At 43.8% G+C, this 19,536-nt stretch carries 7 protein-coding genes and 1 riboswitch; all 7 genes read left to right on the top strand.

Features of this window, described 5'->3' with window-relative positions:
• The first annotated feature begins 303 nt into the window (after positions 1-303).
• The gene (locus FBF75_RS15825; protein WP_017366592.1) at positions 304-2,373 is read left to right on the top strand and encodes a hydantoinase/oxoprolinase family protein; all 2,070 of its coding nucleotides are present in this window, start codon (positions 304-306) and stop codon (positions 2,371-2,373) included.
• Positions 2,363-4,348: a hydantoinase B/oxoprolinase family protein gene (locus tag FBF75_RS15830; RefSeq protein WP_136944911.1), complete on the top strand. Its 1,986-nt coding sequence runs from the start codon at positions 2,363-2,365 to the stop codon at positions 4,346-4,348. The genes FBF75_RS15825 and FBF75_RS15830 overlap by 11 nt, the downstream gene beginning before the upstream one ends.
• Positions 4,345-5,430, top strand: coding sequence for an ABC transporter substrate-binding protein (locus FBF75_RS15835; RefSeq protein ID WP_008347834.1), 1,086 nt, complete (start codon positions 4,345-4,347; stop codon positions 5,428-5,430). Before FBF75_RS15830 ends, FBF75_RS15835 begins: the two co-directional genes overlap by 4 nt.
• Before the next feature lie 8 nt (positions 5,431-5,438).
• Positions 5,439-6,527, top strand: a complete 1,089-nt coding sequence (locus FBF75_RS15840; RefSeq protein ID WP_007498225.1) for an ABC transporter ATP-binding protein — start codon at positions 5,439-5,441, stop codon at positions 6,525-6,527.
• On the top strand, positions 6,527-7,396 hold the full coding sequence (locus FBF75_RS15845) for an ABC transporter permease (RefSeq protein ID WP_046527169.1): 870 nt from the start codon (positions 6,527-6,529) through the stop codon (positions 7,394-7,396). Before FBF75_RS15840 ends, FBF75_RS15845 begins: the two co-directional genes overlap by 1 nt.
• Positions 7,389-8,192: an ABC transporter permease gene (locus FBF75_RS15850; protein WP_008347828.1), complete on the top strand. Its 804-nt coding sequence runs from the start codon at positions 7,389-7,391 to the stop codon at positions 8,190-8,192. Before FBF75_RS15845 ends, FBF75_RS15850 begins: the two co-directional genes overlap by 8 nt.
• A gap of 368 nt (positions 8,193-8,560) precedes the next feature.
• A riboswitch (cyclic di-GMP riboswitch) is annotated at positions 8,561-8,654 on the top strand.
• A gap of 147 nt (positions 8,655-8,801) precedes the next feature.
• Positions 8,802-19,517, top strand: a complete 10,716-nt coding sequence (locus FBF75_RS15855; protein ID WP_169476115.1) for a non-ribosomal peptide synthetase — start codon at positions 8,802-8,804, stop codon at positions 19,515-19,517.
• Positions 19,518-19,536: the final 19 nt, after the last annotated feature.

A 19,536-nucleotide genomic window follows, 5' to 3' on the forward strand; every position in this document is an offset into this window, starting at 1 on the left:
AATTTCTCCTCGTTTTGAAAAAACGTCTTTTAAAGTTCGAAAAACGTTTTTTACCTGTTTATGCTCTTTTCCTCGTTGTACAAACTCATAAAAATTTAATTTTGCTGCTCAAAAAACATATATGCTGATGCAAAATGGCTTTATGATTGGTTTTTAGGCTAATTTCAAGATTTTAACACACAGAAATTTCAAAAAAATAAAATTGACTAGACCGATATGCTTTAATAATATGGAGTCAAATATCAAAAAATGTCGTAATTTATCAAAATATGATTCCAATTACATTGCAGGAGGGAAGTACAAATGGCGGATGTCTCTTATCGGCTCGGAATAGACATAGGTGGAACATTTACTGATTTATCGCTGATGAATGAAGCGACAGGGGAGCTGACTGAACTCAAGACACCTACAGTGACAGATGACCCAGCTCAAGGAATTATCAATGGGCTGAAACTTCTAAAAGAAAGAGGTGTCGATTTATCCAAAATACAATATCTCGTACACGGGATGACAATCGGTCTTAATACATTATTGCAGAGAAAGGGAGCAGATTTAGCCCTTTTTGTAACGGAAGGTTTTCAAGACATTTTGTCATTACAGCGTTTACGTCTACCCATTCCTTATGACTTCAATTCTCAATTGCCAGAACCATTGATACCACGAAAACATGTATATCCAATCTCTGAAAGGCTAATACACGATGGTTCGATCAAAAAACCTCTCCAACTGCAGCAATTAGATGATGCTGTCCAGCAGGTCATCTCTAAAAAACTAGCAGGCATTGTCATTTCTTTTTTACATAGTTATCAGAATCCAGTTCATGAATTACAAGCTAAAGCCTATATTCATCACCATTACCCACAATTAGAAGTCCTGACGTCTTCTGAATTATGGCCACAAATGAGGGAATATGAGCGGACAGTGATGTCTGTTGTCAATTTGTACATTCAACCAAAGGTGAAACAATATTTACAAACATTGAAAAGCCGCTTGAAAGAAGAAGGTGTACCAATTTCTCCATACATTACCCAATCAAATGGTGGTTTAATGGATGCAGAAAGTGCAGCCACTTCACCCGTTAAAACACTTTTTTCTGGCCCGGCAGCTGGTGTAATTGGTGCGGCGAGAATTGCAACTTCTGCAAATGAACCCAATTTAATTACGTTTGATGTTGGTGGCACAAGTGCAGATATCTCGATCATTCAAAATGGGCAGCCTACAATGGCTCAATCAAATCAGCTTTCAGGATTTCCGATCATTCTTCCATCTGTTGCAATGTATTCGATAGGGGCTGGCGGAGGTTCTGTCGCATGGCTTGATCAAGGCGGGCTTCTTAAAGCAGGACCGGAATCAGTTGGCTCGCAGCCTGGACCTGCTTCGTATGGAAAGGGAAAAAAGGCTGCTTTAACCGATGCATTTCTCATATGCGGTTACCTCAATCAGGATCGGTTTGCCGGAGGACATTTACAATTGCAGCGGTCTGCAGCGGAAATAGCCTTTCAGCCAATTGCTGATCAGCTTCATAAAACGGTCGAACAGGCGGCTGACCAGTTGATTCAAGTGGCTGTTGCCAATATGTACACAGAACTAAGCAATGTCATGGAGCAGCAAGGGTTTGATCCTAGAGATTTTAGTTTGTTGGCATTTGGCGGGGCAGGGCCTGTTGTTGCGAATTTCCTTGCGAGAGAAATTCATGCAAAAAATGTGGTCGTCCCTCCAAGTCCAGGAACATTATGTGCGCTAGGTGCACTTACAGCCGATTTTATCCATGATGCTGTGTTGTCTAAGAAAATCTGCTTACAAGACTATACGATTGACGAATTAAAACAAGATTATGAAATGCTTTCTCGCAAAGCAACGGATTGGTTCAGCCAGCAAAACATTCAACATATCAATCAAACGTCCATTTTGTTATTAGCAGATGCCCGCTATCAAGGACAGGCATTTGAGATTGAATTGCCATTATCGGTGGATTGGCTAAAGCAGGAACAAGACGTCTATCACCTGATTGAAGCTTTCCACAACCTGCATGAGCGTCAATATGGCCATAGAGATGATCAGGCGAACATTGAATTTACTCATTTGCGAGTTCGGGTTATAGGTGAAACACCTCCACTGCCTTTCTCTCCTGTTGATGAAAGCAGCGGACAGCCTTTAATACCACAATCATACAGACGAATCTTTATAGAAGAAAAAGAGTACGAAGCATCTGTTTACAATCGGAGTACTTTGTCATTAGGTGCTGTTGTGAATGGACCTGCCATCATTGAGCAAGATGATACGACAACATTGATTTTGCCAAACTGGGCAGGCAGCATAGACCATTCAGGAAACTTGGTGATTTCAAGGGAGGCGGCTTTACATGGGAACTGATCCAGCAAAGCTTGAGATGATGAGGAGTTATTTTAATGCGATTGCATCAGGCATGGGACATGTCATTGAGCGGACATCTTTTACAACATTCGTAAAAGAATCGGCGGATTTTGCCACAGCATTAGCCACGCCTTCTGGAGATTTCTTTGTTTACCCAAAAACAGTCGGTGTCACGATCTTTTTAGGGCTGAGTCTCAAAAAAGCGATTGAAGAAAGCGGACCGATGCAGCCGGGTGACATTATCATCACAAATGATCCTTATACGACAGACGGTTTAGCGACTCATTTGCCAGATGTTCATATCATCAAACCTATTTTTATAGAAGATGAAATTGTCAGTTATGCCTGGTCTTTTGTTCATGTAAGTGATGTGGGAGGTCTTGTCCCTTCAAGCATTTCTCCAACTGCAACAGATGTTCATCAGGAAGGATTAAGAATTCCACCAGTGAAAATCTATGAAGGTGGAAAAGAGAATCAGGTTGTTCGTACCTTTTTAAGAGCTAATAGCCGGGCGAGTCATTTAAATGATGGCGATATTAATGCGATGATTGCCGCTGTTAATACAGCAGAAATCAGACTAAAAGAAATGATCGAGAAATTCGGAAAAAACGAAGTGAAGCAAGGAATGATTGATCTGCTGAAGCAAGCAGAGGATCGCGCAGGCAAAGTAATTGAAGCCATCCCTGATGGAACGAGTGAATTCGCTGATTACTTGGATGATGATATGATTTCGGACGTGCCGATCCGATTAAAGATCAAGCTGACGGTCAAAGGGAAACAGCTGACATTGGACTTCTCTGAGTGTGACCCGCAAGTTAAGACAGCTTTTAATCTTGTCACCAATGGTCAAAAGCACTCCTTCTTGTATCAAGGGTTGATCAATTACATCATTAGTAAAGATCCTTTTATTCCGATTAATGGTGGGATTACGTATCCGATAGACGTGATTTCACCTAAAGGAACGCTTGTCCATCCAGAATATCCGGCTTCTGTCGGTATTCGGCATTCCATTACAATGAGACTGTATAATGTCGTGCTAGGTGCTATTGGTAAGCTGTTGCCTGAAGCAGTGCCGGCGGCAGGTGCAGGTCAATCTGCTATCGTCGTTCTCTCTGTTCCTGATGATCAAACAGGAGGCAGAAAAATGTCTGTGGTCGAACCGTTAGGCGGAGGCGGCGGTGCTCAAAAAGGGACTGATGGAGTAGATGGAATTGATCATTCGTCAGGATTTTTAAAAAATACACCTATTGAGAGCTTGGAACAGCATATTGATATTCATGTACACCGATATGAACTGTTGCCAAACACAGGTGGAGCAGGGGAACATAGAGGGGGACATGCGATTGGTTTAGAATTTGAAATGATCAAGCCAGAATCGATGGTGACGGCACGAGGAATGGAACGAATGAAGTTTCAACCTTGGGGGTTAATGGGCGGACGTGCAGGAGCAATTGGTGAGGTGAAATTGACCAAACCAAATGGGGAGACACAAAACCAGCCGAAAATTGATGTCATGCGTCTTGAAAAAGGCGATATTGTTCAATTGGTTTCACCAAGTGGAGGAGGATGGGGGAATCCATTTGCTAGAACGAAAGAAAAAGTCCTTCATGAAGTGGAAGCAGGTCTATTAAGTGAAGAAAGAGCACTTCAGCAATATGGCGTCAAAGTCTATCGAGATCATAATGAATGGAAAATTGATGACGAACAGACGAGCAGGCTTCGTGAAAAGATGAATGATGCTGATGCTGTCGCTTGGGATTTTGGAAAACAAAGAGCAGCTTATGAGAAAGTGTGGACAGACGAAGCCAGCAGTGAGCTTGCTGTGCAGCTTCGTTCATACCCAGCAAATGAGCGTACGCACTATAAACATGCGGTTCATTCTCATTTTAGTCATAGACAAGAACCGTTAACAAAGATGGATATTATTCAAGCACTTCATCAGTTGAATCAACAAAAAGGGGGAAACGAATTATGAAAAGAAGATTAATGACCATATTTGCAGGTGTCCTATCCATCATGATACTGCTGTCTGCATGCGGTGGAAATGGGCAGGACCAAAGTAAACAGCAGCAGACTGTGATCGTTGGTGTCTACGGAGGGGATTGGGAAAAGAATATTAAGCCAATCCTCGAAAAGTTTGAAAAGGATACAGGCATTAAAGTACAAACGGTCTCTGGGGCAGATTCTGAATGGTTTACAAAATTAAAAGCATCTAATGGTAAAAATCCACCGTATGATTTGCTTATTTTACAGCCTGATACGATTCAAAGAGGTATTGCGGCAAACGTTCTTGCGCCTATTGATGAAGATCAAGCACCGAATGTGAAAAAGCTTTATCGTTCTGTTCAAAAGAAACTCACTGTTGATGGAAAACAATATGCAGCAGGCTTTAGTATGGGACAGCTTGGAATTGCTTATAGAAAAGATCTTGTCAAACAGGAGCCAAACAGCTGGACAGATTTATGGAGCGATCAGCTGAAAGGGAAAGTGGCGATTTCTTCCCCAACTTATTCAGCGGGCTTACAATTTTTCTCTGCACTTGTCCATGCTCAAGGAGGGACAGAATCAAATCCTAAGGATATTGATAAAGCATTTAAAAGTCTAGCACAATTAAAAGGGCGTGTAGCTGCTTTTCCTGATAACCCAGGGTCTATTCAAACGCTGTTAGAACGTGGTGACGTGACGGCAGTTCCATATTGGGATGGCCGAGCATTTGCACTTGAAGAAGAAGGGATGGATATTGGATTCTCATATCCGAAAGAAGGCGCTGTAGCAGCAGTTGCGAGCTGGGCGTTAACAAAGGGAAGTCAGCATGAGGAAGCGGCTTATAAGCTATTAAACTACCTTAGCGGGAAAGAAGCTCAAGAAGCCTTCTCAGAAAAATCTTACTATGGCATGTCGAATTCTGATGTGAAATACGGAGACAAAATTAAGGGGAAAGTGAAGGTTGGCGAAAATTATTATAGCAAGCTGACTTGGGTAGATTACGAAACAGCGACTTCGGAGCTCGGTCAATGGACAAATCGATGGAATGAAGTATTAGGCGGAGGAAAATAGGTGATCGCATGAGTGGAATCAATTTAGAACATATCAGCCAGCATTTTGGCGAGCAGATTGCTCTTGATGATGTCAGTCTTACGGTAAAAGAGGGAGAGTTTTTCTCCCTTCTTGGCCCTAGTGGCTGCGGAAAATCAACTTTACTCAATATCATTGGTGGTTTTTTAGAACCGACAAAAGGAGTCGTCTATATTGGTGATCAGGATGTGACGACTTTACCTCCTTATCAAAGAAAAACGGGGATGGTCTTTCAAAGCTATGCACTTTTCCCACATCTCACCGTATTTGATAATGTTGCATATGGGTTGAAGGTTCAAAAGAAAAAGAAGGCGGAAATCAAGCAAAAGGTGATGGAGAGTTTGTCTCTTGTTCAATTAGAGTCATTTGCCAAACGTATGCCGCACCAATTAAGTGGAGGTCAGCAGCAACGGGTCGCCATTGCACGGGCACTTGCCATCCAGCCTGCCGTTCTTCTTCTGGATGAACCACTCAGTAACTTAGATGCAAAACTAAGAAAAAATATGCAGACGGAGCTGCGAAATATTCAACGGAATGTCGGAATTACGACTATTCTTGTGACGCATGATCAGGAGGAAGCCTTAAGTCTTTCCGACCGAATTGGGATATTAGGTGAGGGGAAAATTCAGCAGATTGGGACACCTTTAGAAGTATATCGTCAGCCAAATAATCGTTTTGTTGCTGAATTTATCGGACAGGTCAATCTATTTGAAGCGAAGTATGATGAAGTTACTTCCACATACACTGTTCCACATTTCATTCAATCAAACGGGAAGCAAGTTCAGCTAAAAGCCGCATTTAAAGAGAAGAGCGAGAAGCATTTACTCATGCTGCGTCCTGAGAGAATCAAGTTATCTTCTGGCGGGGAGGAAGTTCAGCCAAATCATGTCACAGGCGTGTTGGCAGATGTCAGTTATATTGGGCACTCTTTACGTTTGGTCGTTGGGCTTAATCAAGGTGAAATCATTGTCCATGCATCAGACGCAGCATTTCCCGAGCTGCCTCGAGTTGGAGAAACTGTGCATATTCATTGGCAGCCTGAAGATATTGTTTTCTTAGATTCGAAGGTGCATGCGTGATGCGAATCAAAAAAAAGAATCAGCGCATTCATTGGTTTATGCTGCTGCCAGCTTGTTTGTTTCTAGTTGTATTCCTTCTTGCTCCGCTTGTGATGATGTTTGTCCTCAGTTTTCGTGATGTGGATTCGATGATGAATACGTTACAATCCTATAGTTTGTCTCAATATTTACATGTATTTACGACAGATGCATATGTGAAAGCAATTGGAAGTACTGTGTGGGTGGCCTTACAGACAACGGTGATTTGTTTATTGATGGCATATCCTGCAGCTTATGTGCTAGTGAAAGCACCTCATCCAAGATTGCGGGCTTTTTTCTATATCTTACTTGTATCGCCGCTTTTGACGAGTGTCGTCATTCGGACATTTGCATGGATCGTTCTTCTTTCGCAAAATGGTTTGATCAATGGCATGCTGATCGATTTACATCTGATTGAGAAACCGCTATCGATGCTGTGGAATATGAATGCGGTCATTATTGCTTATGTTCAAGTGATGCTGCCTTTTGCAGTGCTGCCTATTGCAACGAGCTTAACTGATATGGACCGTCACTTAAGACCGGCTTCTATGAGTCTTGGTGCTGGGCGTATACGGACATTTTTTCATGTGACCTTGCCACTTACGATTCCAGGCATGATCACCGGAGCAATTATTGTCTTCTCACTTGCAGCAGGAAGCTATATTACCCCTCTGCTAGTCGGCGGACGGATGCAGCCGCTCTTGCCACTGTCCATTTATCAGCAGGTCATGCAGGTGTATAATTTGCCTCTTGCCGCTGCGATGTCCTTTACTTTATTGATTTGTGTGCTAGCGGTCGTCAGTCTATTAAGCTATCTATTGAAGCGTTGGGAGGCGAGGATGCATGCGTAAAAAATCAATAAGTGACCGTTTGCTTTCGGTTCTGATATGGACCGCAGGCTCACTCGTTTATCTCTTTTTAACCGTACCTGTTCTTGTCATTGTTCTTTCTGCTTTTAGTCCGAATGCTTTTCCTGAATTCCCGCCGACTTCGTTTTCCGTTCGCTGGTTTCATGAGGTCGTGTCGAATCCAGAATGGATGGAATCTTTGCGTATCAGCGTGATTCTGTTATTGATTGTGACGCCGCTTACTGTTCTTTTAGGAACGATGGCTTCTTATGCTTTAGCAAGGCTTTCCTTTAAGGGAAAGGAAGCTGTTCAAGCCTTTATTTTGTCACCTCTTATGATTCCTCAGGTGGTATTAGGGATTGCGATGCTGTATTTGTTTACGGCTATGGGCTTTACAGGGTCTTTGTGGGCATTAGTCATTGGGCATGTCATCATTGGTTTTCCTTATGTGGTACGAACCGTGGGTGTCAGTGTTTCAAATCTTGATCCACGTCTTGAGCTAGCTTCCATGAATCTTGGTGCAGGGCCCATACGTACTTTCTTTCGTGTGACACTGCCCTTGATCAAGCCTGGCATTATCGCAGGTGGAGTGTTTTCTGCTGTGACATCATTTGGTGAAATCTCGATTAGTTTGTTCGTTTCTTCACCTCAAACCATTACGATTCCCGTGAGGACGTTTAATTACATTGAGCAAACTTTTGATCCGAGTGTCAATGCGATATCTGTCATATTTATTATCATTTCTATCATTGCGTTGCTCATTATTGAGAAAACGATTGGTCTGTCTAAGGTGATGTAAATATAATGAAGAAACAAGGAGCTGTCATTTGAAATGACAGCTCTTTTTGTATTGTTTTTTATGGTAAAAATATTCAAAGTTTTATGGAATATAGTTCTTAAGGTTTAAGAAAATGCGAGGCGTGATAGGAGACCTCTCTCCTACATTTTCGGTCATATTTGAAAAAATTAAGGAAAAACATGAAATTTTTGCGGTAATTGGTCATTTATTTTCGGTGGAACGCAACTATTATTAGTTATTTTCGGTAAATATCGTAAATTATGATGTGATCCCTTCGGCATAACGCATGAATCTTTACACCCATTTTTCGGTGAAAAAAACAATAATTTCATATAAAGTGGACGTAAATAGAAAATATCTAAAAGAAAAGAAGAAAAAGGCAAATCTATGGAAACATAGAGACGCAAAGCCATGTCCTAAGGTAAAAATTTCCTTTTTTGCTATGGTCGGCAGGTTACCGAATCAAAATGGGAGTCCCTCCGTTTTATTCGGGGTGGGCTCCTTTTCTGTTATTCCGTCTATTTTAATGAAATAGACTTGGTTCTTTTGATATAGAGGGTGCAGGGTATCACAGTTGGTGGAGAAAACATAGAAGAGCGGAGGATGAGAATGAGTACAGTTTATTACCCCTTAACACATGCGCAAAAGCGAGTATTCTACACGGAAAGATTTTATCCAGGCACAAGTATTTCTAATTTGGGTGGGTTTGCCAAGTTAAGATCGGTATCAGGTCTAAATCCTTCTTTGATCGTGGATGTGCTTCAAGCGTACATTCGTGAAACTGATTCTCTTCGTTTAAGGCTAGTGTATCAACATGAGCAGGAGGAGCCCGTTCAATATATCAAGCCATATGAAAAACAGCCGATTCGTTTGGTGAAAGGCTGGAGTGAAAAGGAAGTCAGGGCGTGGGCGAACGAGGAGATTCGTGAGCCGATGGAACTGATTGATCGTTCCTTAATTGAATTTACGGTCTTTCAAATCAGTGATCAAGAGTGCTGGCTGTTCTGTAAAGCACATCATATTGTGGCTGATGGTATTTCAATTATCTTGATGGGAAACCGAATCATTGATCTATACCATGACATGCTGCAGGGGACAGACATCTCTCCAATTGAAGACATTTCCTTCGTTGATCACATCATGAGTGAGCAAACGTATGAATCTTCTAAACGTTTTCAGAAAGACCAAGCTTTTTGGAACGAGCAATTTGCCAATATTCCAGATTTCGCTTCTTTAACACCGCATAAAGGTTACGAGATGAGTTTACATGCGGAGAGATTTTCAGGGGATATTCCAGATGCTTTAAAGGAGAAGCTTCGAGTTTTTTGTGAAGAAGAGAAAGTCAGTATGCTTTCTATGTTTATGTCCGCTGTCTATATTTACTTGCACCGATTTAGCGGCATGGAGGATGTGGTCCTTGGAACTTTTATGGGCAATCGGACAAATGCAAAGGAAAAAAAGATGATTGGGATGTTTGTGTCGACCATTCCGATGCGCGCATCTGTGCAAGGATCCCTCACGTTTCTTGATTTCGTGAAGCAAGTCATGGCGGATCAGATGAAGATCTTGCGTCATCAAAAATATCCTTACAATGTGCTCATGAATGATTTAAGGGAAAGAGATGGATTTACAGGACGCCTGTTTGATATTTCTTTAGAGTATCAGGTCATGCAGTGGCAGAAAAAAGAGAATCTTTCGTTCATTACGGAGCCGATTTTTAGTGGAAGCGGGATGAATGATATATCGATTCATGTGAAAGACCGCTGGGATACAGATACATTGACCATTGATTTGGATTACCGTACAGACCTATTTAGTGAAGACGATATGAGTAAGCTGTTTGATCGATTGATGATTTTGCTGGAGGCGGCGGTCTCTCAGCCAGATCAGCTAATTGGGGCTTTCTCTTTACTGCCAGCAGATGAACAAAAGCAGCTGCTTCAATTATCTAAGGGAGAAGCATTTGATTTACCAGGAGCGAAACCAGTTCACCACTTATTTGATGAGGCAGCTAAAAAGTATTCAGAACGGGCAGCTGTGGTTGCGGAAAATGGAACGTTCACTTATGGAGAGCTGTATCAAAAAGCGGACAAACTGGCACGATTTTTACAGATGAAAGGTGTCTCGGGTGATGTGCCAGTTGCCGTTTTAATGGAACGGACGGCAGATGCGATGGCTGCCATTTTTGGGATATTAAAAGCTGGCGGTGCATATGTACCGATCGATCCGGCATTACCTGAGGAACGCATTCAATTTATTGTAGAAGATTCTGGTGCTTCTATCGTTTTAACAGAAGAATCGTTTGTTCAGCGATATTCATCCATTGCGGAAAAAATGATTGTCCAGCAGCATATGGAATTAGAAGATCGTCCGCTGCCTGAGCTGATCGATCAGACGACATCACAGGATTTGGCTTATCTCATTTATACATCGGGTACGACTGGAAAGCCGAAGGGAGTGATGATCGAGCATCTTCAGCTGCATCATTTGGTTCATGCCCTGCATCACGAAGTGTATGAGGGGGCAAATCAGCTTCAAGTGGCACTTCTTGCACCATTCCATTTCGATGCATCTGTTAAACAAATCTTTGCTGCTCTTTTATTTGGACATACGCTTCATATTGTGCCAAGAGAAACGACACGAAACGGTGTACAGCTAGCGGCTTATTACAAAGAACATCAAATTAAGGCAACAGATGGAACGCCAGCACACGTGCAGCTTTTACTTGCAGCTGATTTGGATGGGCTTGCACTGACTCATATGCTGATTGGGGGAGAAGCACTCCCTGCGAAAGCAGCGCAGGCGCTGATTGAAGCTGTGCGTGTCAGCCAGCCGGATTTTGCCTTGTGGAATGTGTATGGTCCGACAGAAACGTGTGTGGATGCGGCGGTTCACCGTCTAGATCTCAGTGAGCTGCAGAAGTCACCAGAACAGCGCTATGTGTCAATTGGAAAGCCACTGGGCCATCACCGGATTTATATTTTAAATGAACATGAACAACTACAGGTGCAGGGAGCTGTGGGAGAACTATGCATTGCGGGAATAGGAGTTGGACGGGGCTATGTGAATCAGCCTGAATTGACGGAGAAGGCATTCAGACCAGATCCATTTTTTCCTGAAGACCGGATGTATCGCACAGGTGATGTAGTGAGATGGCTTCCAGACGGCACAATTGATTACCTTGGAAGAATAGATGACCAAGTAAAAATAAGAGGTTACCGCATCGAAACAGGTGAAATTGAGGCGGTCATGGAGCAGGTAGACGGAGTCGATCAGGCTGTTGTCCTTGTCGTGGATGAACCGGACGGTGGAAAGGCTTTAAGTGCTTACTATCAAGCACGACAAGAATTTCTTTCCGTGGACACCCTGCAAGCCGCTATCAAACATCAGCTGCCAGCTTATATGATGCCGCTTTATTTCAAGCAGCTTGAGGCATTTCCACTGACAGTGAGTGGGAAAGTCGACCGGCGTGCGCTTGCTACATTAAAGGGAGACAAGGCTGTCAGTGCTGTTTATGTAGCGCCTAGAAACGATGTAGAAACGAAGCTTGTTCGTTTGTGGGAAGACGTTCTTCATCAAGAGAACATAGGTGTGTACGACTCATTCTTTGACCTAGGCGGGCATTCACTCAAAGCGATGAAAGTTCTTACACTCGTTCAGCGGGCTTTTCAAGTGGAGGTCCCTTTATCTGTTTTATTTGAACAGCAAACGATTTCAGCACTTGCTGTTTATATTGAACAAGCGGAAAAGTCTTCACAAGTGGTCATACCGAAAGCACCGACTGCCGCCGATTATCCACTGTCACCAGCGCAGCAGCGTGTTTATATGGTGACTCAGCTGGAGCAGAGCATCGCCTATCATATGCCTGCCGTTGTGAAATTAAGAGGAACGCTGCAACGAGAGAAGTTGGAGGGAGCTTTTGAAAAACTGATCGCACGTCATGATATGCTGCGAACTTCTTTTCATACAGTCAAAGGAGTCCCTCGTCAGCGGGTAGCTTCATCCGTCCCATTTCAAATAGAACAGGTGACAGGCAGCACGATGGAAGAGAACATGCGTCAATTTGTCAGACCTTTTCATCTTGAGCAGGCTCCGCTTTTGCGTGTTGGGCTACAGTCTTTACATGATCAGGAGCATCTTCTCTATTTCGATATGCATCATCTGATTTCAGATGGTCTTTCAATTGATTTGATGCTGCGTGAGCTGTCTGACGCATATGAGGGATTAGTGAAAGCGCCATTGAAGCTTCAATATCAAGATTATGCTGTTTGGCAAGAACAACAGGCAGAGCAAGGCGGTCAAATAGATGAAGCATTCTGGCTGAAAGAATTTTCAGGAGATATCCCTGCTTTGCAGCTGCTAACTGATTATCAGCGTCCGGCTGTCCAGTCTTTCACTGGAGACCGCGTTCTCAGAAACATAGATGAGACGTTAACAGGCCGTTTGCAGGAGCTTGCAGCGAATCATCATACGACGCTGTATACCGTGTTGCTTTCTGCTTACTATACATTGCTTGCAAAATACACAGGTCAAAAGGAGTTTGTAGTGGGGACGCCAACAGCAGGCCGGGTGCATGCAGATTTGAATGACATGATCGGCATGTTTGTCCAAACACTTGCTTTACGTTCAGAGGTAGATCCGAACGGTTCAATGACGCAGTTGATTGAGCAAGTAAAGGAAAAGACGATGAGGGCGTTTGAGCATCAGCAATATCCATTCGAGCTGCTGCTTGAAAAGCTAAATGTGCAAAGAGATTTTAGCCGCCATCCATTATTTGATACGGTCTTTACTCTAACGCCAGATCATTCAACAGCCCAGCATATTGGAGGGATGAAAGTCGAAGTCGAGGAAACCAATTTCCATATTGCAAAGTTTGATCTCACACTTCAAGCGACGGAGTCAAGTCATGGTCTTTCCTTTGTTCTCGATTACAGTACGGCGTTATTTAAACGAAGTACAGCCGAGCAGATGCTCAAGCATTATGTTTATCTTCTGGAGCAGATGGTTGAAGTGCCGGAGCAAGCGATTCAATCATACCGCTTACTGTCTGAACAAGAGGCAGCGGCTCAATTGAAGATGTGGAACCCGTTACCTACGCCTTATCCTGTGGAAGAAACCATTGTGACGCAATTTGAATCGCAAGTAGAGCAGCACGGTCATCAGCCTGCTTTGCAATATAAGGATGAGGTTCTTTCTTATCAAGAGCTGAATCGCAGAGTGAACCAGCTGGCTCATTATTTACACGAACATGGTTTTGAAAAAGGGATGAAAGCGGCTTTATTCTTTGAACGTTCTAATGAGATGGTGCTGTCCGTTTTAGCTGTGCTAAAGGCTGGCGGTGTCTATGTGCCAATTGATCCTGACTTCCCTGATGAACGTATCAAGCACTTTTTGACAGATAGTGGTGCACAGTTTGTCCTGACCCATCATGTGCTGCGTCATCGTTCTGTGCTTACTGCATTTGAAGGGAAAATCATAGAAATAGAAGATCAAGCCGTTGATCAGCAGTCAGAGAGCAATCCAGTTGTATGTGTTTCGCCTTTGGACTTGGTGAATTTGACCTACACATCTGGTACGACAGGCAAACCTAAAGGGAACATGGTGACGCACCGGAACATTTTGAGAACAGTGAAGCAGTCGAATTATCTCACCATTCATCATGAAGACACGGTGATGAGCCTTTCAAACTATGTATTTGATGCATTTATGTTTGATGTGTTTGGTGCTTTATTAAACGGAGCGAAACTCATTGTTTTGCCAAAGGATCACATTTTAAATATGAATGAGCTTTCTGGCGCGATTGAGAAGGAAAAAGTCAGTATTTTAATGATCACGACCGCTCTATTTCACTTATTGATTGATATGAAAAAAGGCAGCCTGAAAAACGTCAGAAAAGTGCTGTTTGGCGGGGAACGTGCTTCTGTGCCGCATGTTGTGGCAGCCCTTGAAACGGTTGGAGAAGACAAACTTATTCATATGTATGGACCTTCTGAAAGCACAATTTTCACAACGTATTATCCGGTGAATCACATTGAAGAACAAGCACTGTCGATTCCGATCGGAAAGCCGGTGAGTCAAACGGCTGTTTATATTGTCGATGAGTTTGGACATGTGCAGCCGCCGGGAGTAGCTGGAGAGCTTTGTGTCGCAGGTGACGGACTGGTCAAGGGGTATTATCAACAGCCAGAACTAACGAGCGAAAAGTTTGTTGAAAATCCTTTCCGACCTGGTGAAGTCATGTACAAAACGGGCGATCTCGCACGATGGCTGTCAAATGGAGATATTGAATTTATTGGTCGAATCGATCATCAAGTCAAGATTCGAGGTCAGCGTATAGAGCTTGGCGAAATTGAACACCAGCTATTGCAGCATCCGCAAGTGAAGGAAGCCGTTGTCATTGCGATATCAAATGATACATTGTGTGCATATTTCACAGCAGAAGGTGCTGTTCCGCTGTCGGATTTACGTGAGCAAGCAGGACGAGAACTCCCTGTTTATATGATGCCAGCTTTCTTCATGCAATTAGACGAATTGCCACTAACGGGGAATGGCAAGGTAGACAGACGGGCATTACCGGTACCTGATGTAAGTGAGCAGGCTTCAAATGAATACGTCCCTCCTCAATCAGATACAGAGCGTATATTGGCACACATTTGGGAGGAAGTTCTTGAAGTGCCGAAAATCGGCAGACGTGATCATTTCTTTGAATGCGGAGGTCATTCACTGCGTGGCATGAAAATGCTGAACAGGCTCTATGAAGAGATGCATGTGGAATGTACGTTGAAAACATTATTTGAATCACCCACTTTAGAGGCGTTTGCCCATGCGGTGGATCAAACAGATCGAACTGAAATCAGACGAGTGGAAAAAGCGGAAGAAGCGGCTGTTTATCCTGTGACATCTGCTCAGAAAAGATTATTTGTTCTGCAAAAAATGACAGATGCCGAGCAGAGCTATCATATGCCAGCTGCTTTAAAGCTTGAAGGTGTATTTGATGAAAAACGATTTAAAAAAGCCATTGACCAGCTTGTTCATCGCCATGAAGCATTCCGTACGAGTTTTGACTTCGTTCAGGGTGAACCTGTTCAACGAATTGAAACGAATGTTTCTGTGAACATTGAAAACATCGAAGGGGAAGGCCGAGACATTCAGCAATTAATGAATGATTTTATTCGTCCATTTGATGTAGAAAAAGCGCCGCTGCTCAGAGTGGGGCTTGTGTCTGAATCGGAGAGTGTTCATTATCTGTTGATTGATATGCACCACATCATTTCAGATGGTGCGTCTGTCGGTATTTTAATTGATGAGCTATCGATCTTGTATCGAGGAGACCAACTTGATGAATTGCCTATTCAATATAAGGACTATGCGGTTTGGTCAAACAGTGAAGAATCTCTTGTGAAAAAAGAGGCCGAAGCGGCGTTTTGGCTGGAACAATTACAAGGAGAACTGCCTGTTTTGGCGCTGCCTGAGGATCTTCCGAGACCAAAGGTTCAGACGTTTGAAGGGGACCGCGTCGAATTCTCTATAGACGGTGCGCTTAAAGCGCAATTGGATGAGTTGGTTAGATCACTCAACAGTACAACGTATACAGTGCTGCTTGCTTGCTACAGTACGCTTTTAAGCAAGCTTTCGAGACAAGAAGACATCATGATCGGTTCTCCAGTGGTGGGCAGAACCCATCCTGATATTCAATCAGTCATCGGCATGTTTGTGAATACGCTGGCACTCAGAACAAAACCAGTAGGACATCAGACATTTTCTCAATTTGCGTCAACAGTTCATGAGCTTGTGTTAGCGGCAAATGAACATCAACTTTACCCATTTGAAGAATTGGTGGACCAAGTGCAAACGGTTCGTGACACAAGCCGCCATCCAATCTTTGATGTGGTGTTCTCGATGGAAAATGCAGATATTCGTGACCTGTCGATGGATGGACTTGATATCATTCCCCAGCCGTTCAATGAGAACATAGCAAAATTTGACTTAACCTTAACTGGAAACGAATCTGACGATCAAATCGAGCTTGTGTTTGATTTTAATTCTTCTATCTTTGAACGGTCGTCGATTGAGAAGTGGAAGGAGTATTTCCTTTACTTGATCGAACAAATGGTGTCAGCACCAGATCAATTATTAGATCAGATGCAATTATTATCACCAGCGCAGCAGCAAAAACTGCTTGATGAATGGTCAGGCCCTATCCTAAATGTCCCGACAGATCAAACGGTTCATGCATTGATTGAGGCGAAGTCGCAGGAAGTATCTCATCAAAAAGCCGCTGCCTTCTGCGGCACAAGCTGGACGTATGAAGAACTGAACAACCGGGCGAATACAGTCGCCGCAAGACTCATTTCCAGCGGCACAAAACCGGGAGACCGCATCGGCATTCTCACGCGTCCATCGCTCGAGATGACAGCCGCTGTTCTTGGGGTTCTCAAGGCAGGTGCGGCATTTGTGCCGATTGATGCTGATTATCCAGCGCAGCGCATTGCTTATATGCTAGAAGATTGCGGGGCAGAGGTCCTTCTGATTCAGAATGGGCTCACTGCACCACCTTCTTTCACAGGTCATACCCTCTTCATAGAAGAGGCAGTAGAAGGAGAAGCGCACGAGATTCAGGTTCCTATCAAACCAACGGATCTCGCTTATATGATTTACACATCTGGAACGACTGGACAGCCGAAGGGTGTCATGGTCGAGCATCAGTCTCTTGTCAATCTTGCTTTTTGGCACAATGATGCTTTTCAGGTGACGAAACAAGACCGAACCGCCAAATATGCCGGCTTTGGCTTTGATGCCTCCATTTGGGAGATGTTCCCGACGTGGATCGCCGGCGCAGAGCTCCATATCATCGACGAAGCGATTCGCCTCGATATGATCAAGCTCAATTCGTATTTTAATCACGAAGGCATCACCATTGCATTCTTGCCAACACAGCTATGTGAGCAGTTTATGTCGATGGACAATCATTCTCTCCGTTACTTACTGACAGGCGGGGACAAGCTAAAACAGGTGAAGCCCGTTCCATACAAACTCGTCAATAACTACGGCCCAACAGAAAATACGGTCGTGGCGACAAGCGGGATCATTGATCCAGATCAAGGCACGCTTCCTATCGGAACAGCGATTGCCAATACTCGTTTTTACATTATGGGTTCGTTATATGACCTCTCGCCGCAAGGCGTACCGGGTGAGCTCGTGATTGCGGGGAAAGGACTGGCAAGAGGCTACTGGAATCTCCCAGAGGAAACGGACAAACGGTTTGTCCCAGATCCATTTTATCCAGGAGAGCGCATGTACCGTACAGGTGACTTGGTGAAATGGACAGAGGATGGCGAACTGATCTATCTCGGCAGAAAAGACCATCAAGTGAGCATCCGCGGATTCCGTATTGAGCTGTCAGAAATTGAAGCGCAGCTCCTTGCGCTGGATTCAGTCCAAGAAGCCGTCGTGACAACGGTCAAAGACGCAAGTGATCAAGACGCTCTTGTCGCTTACGTCATCACAGATAAAGAAACGGGCACTTTGAAAGAAAGCCTAAAGCGCACCTTACCTGAATATATGGTGCCATCATGGATCATTAAGCTAGCCCAACTGCCGATGACGGCAAATGGCAAAGTGGATCTCAAAGCACTGCCAGCACCTGATGTGGAAGCGAATCAAACAGCATACGAAGCCCCAAGAGATGAAGTGGAAACACTGCTTTGCGGCATTTGGGAAGATGTGCTTGGCGTCAGCCAAGTCGGTATTCACGACCATTTCTTCTTCCTTGGCGGAGATTCGATTAAAGGCATCCAAATGGCAAGCAGACTCACGCAAGAAGGCTGGAAGCTCGATATGAAACTACTTTTCCAATACCCAACGATTGCGGAGCTTCGCCCATATATCGAAGAAGCGGACCTTCTCACAGCCGATCAATCACCTGTGGAAGGAGAGGTCATTTTAACACCAATTCAGCGCTGGTTCTTTGAACGGAACTTCAGCAGCCAGCATCATTGGAATCAGTCCGTTATGCTCCATGCGGCAAATGGTTTGGATGAAGCGCTTGTCAAGCAAGTGCTCGAGCAGATGATGACCCATCATGATGCTTTGCGATTGGTTTATCCGATAGAAGAAGGACGCATCATCCAGCGTCATCGTGGAGTAGACGAAAACGATGTAGCGGTGGACGTGATAGAAGTACAAGGAGAACGATCACAGCAAATCGAGCACGTAGAAAAGCTGGCAAATGAAGTGCAGGCGAGTATTTCTTTAACAGAGGGACCGTTAGTCAAACCTGCGATTTTCCGTACGGATCATGGAGATCACTTATTGCTCGTTGTACATCACCTTGTCATTGATGGTGTGTCATGGCGTATTTTCCTTGAAGACTTCATGGCTCTTTATGAGCAGGCGAAGCGTGGGGAAGAGCTGACACTTCCTGAAAAAACACATTCATTCCAAGCATATGCCCAGAAGTTGACGGAATATGCAGTGTCAGATGAGCTGCTGGCAGAAAGGGACTATTGGAAAAAGGTACTTGGGCATTTAACTGCACCTCTGCAAAAGGATCATGTTACAGAGGATCAAAGAATGCTGCATACAAAAACCATTCGCTTTACGCTGTCTGAGGAAGAAACACGCAGTCTACTGACAGAAGTACATGAGGCGTACCATACGGAAATCAATGACATTTTGCTAACCGCTTTAGGATTGAGCCTGAAAGAGTGGACAGGAGAAGACAGACACTTTATTCACCTTGAAGGACATGGAAGGGAAGACATCCTTCCGGCGGTCAATGTGTCGCGGACCATCGGCTGGTTTACGAGCATGTATCCTGTGCTGCTTGATTTGTCGCATGCGGAGGATCTTTCGTATCAAATCAAGCTTTTGAAAGAAGAGCTCAGACACATTCCGAACAAGGGAATCGGCTATGGCGTTTTAAAATACTTAACGCCTGACAAAATGAAGGACGGTCTCGCATTTGATGTCACGCCAGATATCAGCTTTAACTATCTTGGTCAGTTTGATGAACAGATTGGCGGGGGTGAACTAAGTCGATCCACTTGGCAGGCAGGTCAATCGTTAAGTCCAGAATCAGAGAAACCTCATGCATTAGATATTGTTGGTTTCGTAGAAAAGGGCATGTTCCATATGACGATTTCATATCACCAGCTTGAATTCGAAGAGCAAACGATGGAGCAGTTCAAGGACCTTTTAGAAAAGAACGTGAAGGCACTCATCTCACATTGTGTATCACAAGATGAAGCGCAAATTACGCCTAGTGATGTAGGTGACGATGACCTGACCATGGATGAACTTGAAAAGCTAATGGATATATTTTAAGCAAACGAAGAGGTGGACT

Source organism: Bacillus sp. S2(2019), from assembly GCF_005144805.1.
Taxonomy (GTDB): Bacteria; Bacillota; Bacilli; order Bacillales; family Bacillaceae; genus Bacillus; species Bacillus altitudinis.

Bases quoted from the DNA above. Each gene is read 5' to 3' on its own strand.
- FBF75_RS15825 (WP_017366592.1), top strand. From the start codon at position 304: ATGGCGGATGTCTCTTATCGGCTCGGAATAGACATAGGTGGAACATTT.
- FBF75_RS15830 (WP_136944911.1), top strand. From the start codon at position 2,363: ATGGGAACTGATCCAGCAAAGCTTGAGATGATGAGGAGTTATTTTAAT.
- FBF75_RS15835 (WP_008347834.1), top strand. From the start codon at position 4,345: ATGAAAAGAAGATTAATGACCATATTTGCAGGTGTCCTATCCATCATG.
- FBF75_RS15840 (WP_007498225.1), top strand. From the start codon at position 5,439: ATGAGTGGAATCAATTTAGAACATATCAGCCAGCATTTTGGCGAGCAG.
- FBF75_RS15845 (WP_046527169.1), top strand. From the start codon at position 6,527: ATGCGAATCAAAAAAAAGAATCAGCGCATTCATTGGTTTATGCTGCTG.
- FBF75_RS15850 (WP_008347828.1), top strand. From the start codon at position 7,389: ATGCGTAAAAAATCAATAAGTGACCGTTTGCTTTCGGTTCTGATATGG.
- FBF75_RS15855 (WP_169476115.1), top strand. From the start codon at position 8,802: ATGAGTACAGTTTATTACCCCTTAACACATGCGCAAAAGCGAGTATTC.